Origin of the sequence: Paraburkholderia bengalensis (assembly GCF_037126505.1) — a bacterium.
Taxonomy (GTDB): domain Bacteria; phylum Pseudomonadota; class Gammaproteobacteria; order Burkholderiales; family Burkholderiaceae; genus Paraburkholderia; species Paraburkholderia bengalensis.
This window is the reverse complement of record NZ_JACFYJ010000173.1, coordinates 1-8,500: the sequence shown is the minus strand read 5'-3', so window position 1 is coordinate 8,500 and position 8,500 is coordinate 1. Positions and strand designations below refer to the sequence as shown.

Annotated in this window: 9 protein-coding genes; 3 read left to right on the top strand and 6 right to left on the bottom strand. The window is 63.8% G+C overall.

From position 1 onward, the window contains the following. Positions 1-1,339, bottom strand: a 1,339-nt coding sequence (locus H3V53_RS41585; RefSeq protein ID WP_419539744.1) for a sensor histidine kinase, incomplete at its 3' end; no start/stop codon positions are given. A gap of 13 nt (positions 1,340-1,352) precedes the next feature. Further along, positions 1,353-1,724 carry a response regulator transcription factor gene (locus H3V53_RS41580; RefSeq protein WP_336602799.1) on the bottom strand — a complete coding sequence of 124 codons (372 nt, stop codon included), beginning with the start codon at positions 1,722-1,724 and terminating at the stop codon, positions 1,353-1,355. Between the two features lie 24 nt (positions 1,725-1,748). Here H3V53_RS41580 and H3V53_RS41575 point away from each other — a divergent pair, with 24 nt between their 5' ends. The 3 genes from H3V53_RS41575 to H3V53_RS41565 are packed head-to-tail and all read left to right on the top strand — an operon-like array spanning position 1,749 to position 3,429. Then, positions 1,749-2,099, top strand: coding sequence for a DUF192 domain-containing protein (locus H3V53_RS41575; RefSeq protein WP_336602798.1), 351 nt, complete (start codon positions 1,749-1,751; stop codon positions 2,097-2,099). Next, entirely contained in the window at positions 2,096-2,863 is a 768-nt protein-coding gene (locus tag H3V53_RS41570; protein ID WP_336602797.1) for a TadE/TadG family type IV pilus assembly protein, read from the top strand. The genes H3V53_RS41575 and H3V53_RS41570 overlap by 4 nt, the downstream gene beginning before the upstream one ends. Then, a complete protein-coding gene (locus tag H3V53_RS41565) occupies positions 2,860-3,429 on the top strand; it encodes a lytic transglycosylase domain-containing protein (protein ID WP_336602796.1) in 570 nt (189 codons plus the stop codon). The genes H3V53_RS41570 and H3V53_RS41565 overlap by 4 nt, the downstream gene beginning before the upstream one ends. Before the next feature lie 82 nt (positions 3,430-3,511). On the opposite strand, the gene acnA is transcribed toward H3V53_RS41565, so the two are convergent. The 4 genes from acnA to H3V53_RS41545 all read right to left on the bottom strand — a co-directional run. Then, positions 3,512-6,229: an aconitate hydratase AcnA gene (gene acnA / locus H3V53_RS41560; RefSeq protein ID WP_336602795.1), complete on the bottom strand. Its 2,718-nt coding sequence runs from the start codon at positions 6,227-6,229 to the stop codon at positions 3,512-3,514. Positions 6,230-6,278: 49 nt separating this feature from the next. Then, positions 6,279-7,730, bottom strand: a complete 1,452-nt coding sequence (locus H3V53_RS41555) for a bifunctional 2-methylcitrate dehydratase/aconitate hydratase (RefSeq protein WP_336602794.1) — start codon at positions 7,728-7,730, stop codon at positions 6,279-6,281. Positions 7,731-7,757: 27 nt separating this feature from the next. Further along, positions 7,758-8,252 (bottom strand): hypothetical protein, encoded by a 495-nt coding sequence (locus H3V53_RS41550; protein ID WP_054923587.1) that lies wholly within the window; start codon positions 8,250-8,252, stop codon positions 7,758-7,760. A gap of 103 nt (positions 8,253-8,355) precedes the next feature. Beyond that, positions 8,356-8,500, bottom strand: a 145-nt coding sequence (locus H3V53_RS41545; RefSeq protein ID WP_336602800.1) for a citrate/2-methylcitrate synthase, incomplete at its 5' end; no start/stop codon positions are given.

The following is an 8,500-nucleotide window of genomic DNA, read 5'->3' as shown; positions in this document are numbered from 1 at the left end:
CGAGCGGCGCGAGCGGCGCGCGCGCGGCAGGCGCGTGCCCGTTCTGCGCGCCGCAGATGCGCGCGAGCGCCGTCCACGACAGCGGCCTCATCGAGAGGCGAGTCACCCCATCTCGCTCGCGCAGCCCGCCTGGCAGCGCGTCGAGCGTCATGACGAAGGCCTGCTTTTCGCCGTGCGTCGACGGCGGCTGACCCATTTGCGCGAAGCGATAGTCGATGCACACCGGCGATCTCGCGTCGGACGGCAACGTCGTGACGCCGAGCTTTTTCAGCAACTCGCAGAGGGCCTGGCGGTCCTCGTAGGTATCCACATCGACGATGGCCCAGCGCTGCGTCGGGTTCGGCCACTCATGCCGCTCGATCGTAAATGGCGCATGAAAGGCGACGCACACGCCGACGTTCTCGCCGGCGAGGATCGTGATGTCGCCACCCATCTTTTGCGCGACGACGCGGCACAGCGCGAGATCGGGATGCTCGTGCGGATCGGCTGCTTCCGCCAGCGCGCGGTCCGCGCGGGCGCCTTGCGGATCGTCGGATATGGGCGGCGCGTCGTTGATGCCGATCACGACGCGCTGCGCGCCCGCGCTCAGCGACTCCGCGCGCGCCGTGAGCGTGACGGTGCCCGCGTCCGATGTTTCCAGCGCGTACGCGAGCAGCATGAAGACGATCTGTCCGAAGCGGGCTGGATCGGCAAGCAGGGCAGCCGCGACGGAACGGTCAATGCATGTCTGCAGCGTGGATTGCCGGCGCGCCGCAATAGGAGCGACGAGAAGCGCGACGCCGTCGATCAGTTCGCGAAGATCGACGGGCACCTCATCGAACACGATGGCGCGGCTTTCGGGCGTCGCGCTTTCCAGCGCGTCGTGAAGGACCAGTGCGAGTATTTCCATCGCGCGGCGCTGCGGACGGCATGTGGCGCCAACGTCGCCGACATTGACGATATCGAGGCTGTCGATCAGCGTCTGTATGGACGTCGAAAGTCTGTGCCGCGCGGTTTTCAGCGCGTCCGCGCATTCGTCGAACGCGGTGCTGCGCGCGGCGTCGGCGGCTTCTTGCCGCGCGCGGGCAACGCCGGCTTCGAGCGCGAGCCGGTCGTGCTGCGCGACATGCAGCATGGCGGCGAGGCGCGCGTTGTCGTGAATCAGCGCACGGCGGGTGTCGTCGGCGTGGACAGCGGCGCGCAGTGCGCGCGCCAAAAGCAGCAGCGCCGCGCCCGCGATGCCCGCGACAGGCTCGTGCCACGCCGCGAGCGAACCGCCCAGCGCCAGCGCGCCGATCGGCGCGCGGCGTCCGAACGTGCTCGCGAGCAGCGATGTCATGCCGGACAGACGCAGGCTCATTCGGGCAGACGTATCAGTCGATCAGCTTGTGCAGCGTCGCGAATTCGATCAGCGCCGCCAGCGATGACAGCCCCAGCTTTTCGAACAGCCGCGTTTTGTAAGTGCTCACTGTCTTGTCGCTCAGAAATAGCCGGCTCGCGATGTCCTTGTTGCTGACCCCGCGCGCCAGATACTGCAGCACTTCCATTTCGCGCGGCGACAGCGAGTCCAGACCGCTGCTCTTGCTGGTATGCAGCGCGTTCGCCGGAAAGCAATCGAAGCCGTGCAGCACAGAGCGCACGGCAGTGAGCATTTCGGACAAGTCGCGTACTTTGTTGACGTAGCCATTCGCGCCCGCCTGCTGGGTGTGCGATGACATCACGTGATCGGGCTTTCCGATCGCCATGAAGTTTCTTCAGGAGGGCTTGCTGTGAAGCGCGGGTGTCTGATTCATCGCGGCGAGCCGATGAGCGTGCGTGTCGATGTCACCGAAAGCGCGATCGAACGGATGCGCGGCCTGCTCGGACGCGAAGGCATCGATGCCGATTGCGCGCTGTGGATCGAGCCTTGCAGCGCAGTGCATACCTTTGGCATGCGCTTTCCGATCGACGTGCTGTTCATCGACAGGCGCGGCCGTGTGATGTCGATACATCGCAACGTGGGTCGCGCGCGCATGCGGTTCGGCTGGCGCGCGCGTGCCGCGCTGGAAATGCGCGCCGATGCGGCGCGAACCTTGCGCATCGATGTCGGCGATGCGCTTGCATGGCGAGCGCCGGCATGAAGCTGTGGATGAAGGGGCAGGGGATGACGGAGTTTCTCATCGTCGCGCCGTTGCTGCTGTTTTTCGGCTTCCTGAGCGTGCAGTTCGTGCTGCTGTATCAGGCGAAGGCGACGCTCGATGCCGCCGTGCTCGAAGCCGCGCGTGAAGGCGCCGTCAATCACGGCGCGATGGATGCGATGCAGGCGGGTCTCTCGCGCGGGCTCGCGCCGCTCTTTGCGCGTCACGCCGATGCGGCGGGCGTGCAGTCGGCGCAGCTTGCCGCACGACGCGCGGTGACGCAGACCGCATCGATCGACATCGTCAGCCCGACGCCAGCGATGCTGCGCGACTTCGCGCGTGCCCACTTCTATCCCGACGAAGGCGCGACGCACGACGAAATTCCCAACGACCTGCTGATGTATCGCGATACCGCGCTGGGCGCCGAATCGGGCGTCGATGTGCAGGGAGCGAATCTGCTGAAACTGCGCGTGCATTACTGCTTCGACCTGGTCGTCCCGGTTGCGAACAAGGTCCTGTACTACGCGACGAATGTGATCGGCAATGTCGCGGCCAACGGCGTGTTCCCGCGCGAGCCGGCGGATGCGGACGTCGATGCGTATGGTTCGCCGCGTCGGCCGGACAGCGTGTGCCGCACGACGCTCGCCGATGGGCTGCAACACCAGCATTGGCCCGTCGCGCTGGAGTCGGAAGCGATTGTGCGGATGCAGTCGCCGTTTCGCGCGCAGGCGGCGAGCGCGGGGATGCTGCCAAAGGCGCATCGATGAGAGGCGCCGCTTTGCTCGTGGCCTGCGTCGGGTGCGCGTGCATGTGCGCGTGCGTCGGCGTTGCTCGCGCGGCCAACGGCGTGGAGATGGTGATCGGCGGATTGAAGGAGAGCGTTGAAAGCGCTCCGCTGATCGTCGAGTTTGGCGGGCCGCAGGAGGCTCGCGGTGCGCGGTCGAAGGTGCTGGCGTGGACACCTCTCGTCGACGGCATAGCGGCGCGTATGGGCATCGACAGGGCGTTGCTGATGGCTGTCATCGACGTGGAATCAGGCGGCAATCCGTTTGCCGTTTCGCCGAAGGGCGCAAGGGGCCTGATGCAGCTGATGCCGCAAACGGGCGCGCAACACGGCGCGGACGATCTGTTCGATCCCGCGCAAAACGTGCTCGCGGGCACGCGCATGCTCGACACGCTGTTGACGAAATTCGGCGATGTGGCGCTCGCGCTCGCTGCCTACAACGCGGGAGAGGGCGCCGTGCGCAGGTATGGCGGCAAGGTGCCGCCATACGCGGAAACCCGCCAATACGTGCGGCGCGTAATGGAGCGCGCGACGTTGTACGAACGGTAGACGAAAAAAAAAGCCCGGAAGAACCGGGCTTCTAAAAGTCACTGCGTCCTCAACGAGAACGCAGCACCTGCAAAGGAATGACTTACGCTGCCAGCAGCGAGCGCAGCACGAACGGCAGGATACCGCCGTGCTTGTAGTAGTCGACTTCGATCGGCGTATCGATACGCAGCAGCACGGGGACGCGCTGATCCGAACCGTCCTTGCGATGGATCACCAGCGTGACTTCCTGTTGCGGCTTGAAGTCGTCGCCGAGGCCTTCGACGTCGTACGTTTCTTCGCCCGTGATGTTCAGCGACTGGACGCTGTCCGAGCCCTTGAACTGCAGCGGCAGAACGCCCATGCCGACCAGGTTCGAACGGTGAATACGCTCGAAGCTGCGTGCGACCACGGCCTTCACGCCGAGCAGTTGCGTGCCCTTGGCTGCCCAGTCACGCGACGAGCCCGTGCCGTACTCTTCGCCCGCGAACACGATGGTCGGCGTGCCGGCATCGATGTACTTCATGGCTGCGTCGTAGATCGACAGCTGTTCGCCGCTCGGCTGGTGAATCGTCAGGCCGCCTTCGACGCGCGTGCCGTCTGCCTTCGCCGGGATCATCAGGTTCTTGATGCGGACGTTCGCGAACGTGCCGCGCATCATCACGTCGTGGTTGCCGCGGCGCGAGCCGTAGCTGTTGAAGTCGGCCTTCTGCACGCCGTTTGCCTTCAGCCACTTGCCTGCGGGCGAATCTTCCTTGATCGAGCCAGCCGGCGAGATGTGGTCGGTCGTCACCGAGTCGCCGAAGATGCCCAGTGCGCGCGCGCCCTTCACAGCGGCGATGCTCGCAGCCGGCTCCATCGAGAACTCCTTGCCGAAGAACGGCGGCTCAGCAATGTACGTCGACTTCGGCCAGTCGTAGACCTGGCCTTCTTCGCCTTCGATCTTGCTCCACAGGTCGCCCTTCTTCGTGAGCTGCGAGTAGTTCGTGCGGAACGCGTCGGCGTCGAGCGCGAACTTGAGCAGCGCGTTGACTTCTTCGCTCGACGGCCAGATGTCGCCGAGGTAGATGTCGCGGCCGCCCGTACCTTTGCCGACGGGTTCCGTCATCAGGTCGCGCGTGATGGTGCCCGCGATCGCGTAAGCCACGACCAGCGGCGGCGAGGCCAGGAAGTTCGCGCGGATGTTCGGATGAATACGCGCTTCGAAGTTACGGTTGCCCGACAGCACGGCCGCCGCGACGATGTCGTTCTTCGTGATCGCTTCGTTCAGTTCCGGCGTCAGGTCGCCCGCGTTGCCGATACAGGTCGTGCAGCCGTAAGCGGCCAGCGTGAAGCCGAGCTTGTCGAGGTAGGGCAAGAGGCCCGTCTTCGTCAGATACTCGGTGACGATGCGCGATCCCGGCGCCAGCGACGTCTTGATGTGCGGCGCGACTTCCAGACCGGCTTCGACAGCCTTTTTCGCCAGCAGGCCGGCGGCGAGCAGCACGCTCGGGTTCGACGTGTTCGTGCACGACGTGATCGCGGCGATCAGGATGTCGCCGTTCTTCACGTTGACGCCGTTGCTCGTCGTGTATTGCGCGTCCAGATCGGCCGACTTCTTCGCGAAGCCGTTTTCGTTGACGGGCTTCGAGAACAGGTCCGTGAAGGTCGACTTCACGTTGGTGATCTCGATGCGGTCTTGCGGACGCTTCGGACCCGCCAGCGACGGCGCAACCGTGCCCAGATCGAGCGTGACGACCTTCGTGTAGTCGATGTCGCCTGCTTCGGGGATGCCGAACAGGTCTTGTGCCTTGAAGTAGTTCTCGAAGGCCGAGATTTCAGCGTCCGTGCGGCCCGTGCCCTTGAAGTAGTCGATCGTCTTTTCGTCGACGGGGAAGAAGCCCATCGTCGCGCCGTATTCGGGCGCCATGTTGCCGATCGTCGCGCGATCCGGCAGCGACAGCGAGCGCGTGCCTTCGCCGAAGAACTCCACGAACTTGCCGACGACCTTCTCTTTACGCAGCAGTTCGGTGATGGTCAGGACCAGGTCAGTCGCCGTCACGCCTTCGCGCAGCCTGCCCTTCAGGTGCACGCCGACCACGTCCGGCGTCAGGAAGTACACCGGCTGGCCGAGCATGCCCGCTTCCGCTTCGATGCCGCCCACGCCCCAGCCGACCACGCCGATGCCGTTGATCATCGTCGTGTGGCTGTCCGTGCCGACGAGCGTATCCGGGTAGTAGACCGTATCGCCGTTGTCAGCCTTCTTGTGCACGCCGCGCGCAAGGTATTCGAGGTTCACCTGGTGAACGATGCCGACGCCCGGCGGCACGACCTTGAACGTGTCGAACGCCTGCATGCCCCACTTCATGAACTGGTAGCGCTCGTTGTTGCGCTGGAATTCCAGCTTCATGTTCAGATCCAGCGCGTTCTTCTCGCGGAAGTGATCGATCTGCACCGAGTGATCGACGACGAGATCCACAGGAACCAGCGGCTCAATCGACTTCGGGTTCTTGCCCGCGCGCTGCGCGACCCCGCGCATTGCCGCGATGTCGGCGAGCAGCGGCACGCCCGTGAAGTCCTGCAGCACGACGCGCGCAACGACGAACGGAATCTCGTCGACGCGTGCAGCCGTCGGCTGCCAGTTCGCCAGCTGCTCGATGTGTTCCTCCGAGATCTTCTTGCCGTCGTAGTTACGCAGCACCGATTCCAGCACGAGGCGGATCGAGACGGGCAGTCGGTCGATCTTCACGTTCAGTGCCTTACCAAGCTGCGGCAGCGAATAGAACTTGCCTTTGCCGGAACCGCTGTCGAATTCCTTGAGCGTTTTGTGGAGGTTGTGGGCCATGGTAGTTTTCCTGGGGTTTTCGAGGAAATGACGTTGCTACGTTTCTGACTCAAATGACGTACAGATCGACGTATTCATTGACCGGCATCGCTTCTAACTTTGCCTGGTCCAGCGACACATCGAGGATCGCTTGTTGTTGCTTCGCCGCAAAGCGCCGCGCGAGGTTGGTCTTGAACTTCTCGACCAGCAGCGGGATGCCTTCGGCGCGGCGACGCTTGTGACCAATCGGGTATTCGACAACTACCTCGTCGAAACTCGATCCGTCGGTGAACTCGACCGTCAGCGCGTTCGCAATCGAGCGCTTGTTGGGATCGTGATAATCCTTCGTGAATTTCGGGTCTTCCACGCATTGCATCTTGTCACGCAGCGCGTCGATGCGCGGGTCGCGCGCGACTTCGTCCTCGTAATCCTCTGCCGTGAGACGCCCGAAAATCAGCGGCACGGCGATCATGTACTGGATGCAGTGATCGCGGTCGGCGGGATTGTTCAGCGGACCTTTTTTGTCGATGATGCGGATCGCGGCTTCGTGCGTGCGGATCGTGATCTTCGCGATGTCTTCGACGCGCCTGCCGCTCGCGCGCAGCTGTTCGTGCAGCGTCATCGCCGCTTCGGCGGCCGTTTGCGCGTGGAACTCGGCGGGGAACGAGATCTTGAACAGCACGTTCTCCATCACGTACGAGCCGTATGGGCGCTGGAACCGGAACGGCTGCCCTTTGAACAGCACGTCGTAGAAGCCCCACGTCTTCGCCGTCAGCACCGACGGGTAGCCCATTTCGCCCGTCTTCGCGATCAGCGCCAGACGCACCGCGCGCGAGGTGGCGTCGCCGGCTGCCCAGGACTTGCGCGAGCCCGTGTTCGGCGCATGGCGGTAGGTGCGCAGCGCGTGTCCATCGACGAACGCCTGCGAGACTGCGTTGATCAGCTCATCGCGCGTCAAACCGATCATCTGGCCGACCACGGCTGTGGAAGCGAGCTTCACCAGCAGCACATGATCGAGACCGACCTTGTTGAACGAGTTTTCGAGCGCGATGCAGCCTTGAATTTCGTGCGCCTTGATCATGCCGATCAAAACGTCTTTCATGACCAGCGGCTCTTTGCCGTTGGCGATGGCGGTACGCGAGAGCCAGTCGGCTGTCGCCAGAATGCCGCCGAGATTGTCCGACGGATGGCCCCATTCGGCGGCGAGCCAGGTGTCGTTGAAGTCGAGCCAGCGGATCATCGCGCCGACGTTGAACGCGGCTTGCACGGGGTCCAGCTGGAACGGCGTGCCCGGCACCTTCGCGCCGTTCGGGACGATCGTGCCCGGCACGATCGGTCCCATCAGCTTGGTGCAGGCAGGGTAGGACAGGGCCTCGAGTCCGCAGCCGAGCGTATCGATCAGGCAGTTGCGCGCCGTCTCCAGCGCGAGATCGCTCTCGAGCCTGTCATTCAGCACGTAGTCGACGATATCGACCAGCACTGTGTCCGGATCGGGCCGGACGTTGGAGATCGGTGCGGACATCGAGGTTTGTCCCCTGTCGGACCCGTTTTACTGGGCCTTGTTGATGGCGTTCGACTGCGTCGCCGCCGGTGCGCCGCCCGTCATCGCCGCCGTCTTGCACTCGTCGGCCAGGCGCGAGCTGTCCTTGTCCGAGAACAGCATCGCCTTGGTCGGGATCACGACGAGGTCCATGCCGCTGGCTGCGTCGTGGAAACGGTCTGCGCCCGTCGTCGTGGCTTCACGCGGCAGGTTGTAGTTCTTGTTGCCCCAGTGGACGGTGACGATCTGGTCGCGCTTCATGTCGCCCTTCATATCGAACGACAGCCCTTCGTTGCACGACCACTTTTCCGCGCCTTCCGGAACGGGATCGACCTTCGCTTCCTTCTCCGGATTCGGCTTGCGCTTGATCAGGCGCTTCGGCTGCGGCGCCTTCGGCTTGGCGTGGGTCGTGGTGGTCGAAGATTGTGCGAACGCGCTGGGCGCCGTCACCAGCAGTGTCGAAGACAGAGCGCCAATAACGGTAGCGATCAGCAGTTTTTTCATGGGAGTAAACCTTTCTATCCAATTTCAAAGAGTTAAACAGTGCACGATTGCGTTTTCGCAACCGCCGGGGTACTGCACGCGCCCCGAGAGCGCACAGCGGACGCTATTTTCTCCTATTTAGCGCCACGAACTTCAAATTCTCCGGACCGGTGTAATTTGCACTGGGCCGAATGATCTTGTTGTCGATGCGTTGCTCGATGATGTGCGCGGCCCAGCCGGAGGTGCGCGAGATCACGAACAGCGGCGTG

Coding starts and splice junctions, on each gene's coding strand:
- acnA (WP_336602795.1), bottom strand. CDS start 6,229: ATGGCCCACAACCTCCACAAAACGCTCAAGGAATTCGACAGCGGTTCC.
- H3V53_RS41580 (WP_336602799.1), bottom strand. CDS start 1,724: ATGGCGATCGGAAAGCCCGATCACGTGATGTCATCGCACACCCAGCAG.
- H3V53_RS41565 (WP_336602796.1), top strand. CDS start 2,860: ATGAGAGGCGCCGCTTTGCTCGTGGCCTGCGTCGGGTGCGCGTGCATG.
- H3V53_RS41550 (WP_054923587.1), bottom strand. CDS start 8,252: ATGAAAAAACTGCTGATCGCTACCGTTATTGGCGCTCTGTCTTCGACA.
- H3V53_RS41555 (WP_336602794.1), bottom strand. CDS start 7,730: ATGTCCGCACCGATCTCCAACGTCCGGCCCGATCCGGACACAGTGCTG.
- H3V53_RS41570 (WP_336602797.1), top strand. CDS start 2,096: ATGAAGCTGTGGATGAAGGGGCAGGGGATGACGGAGTTTCTCATCGTC.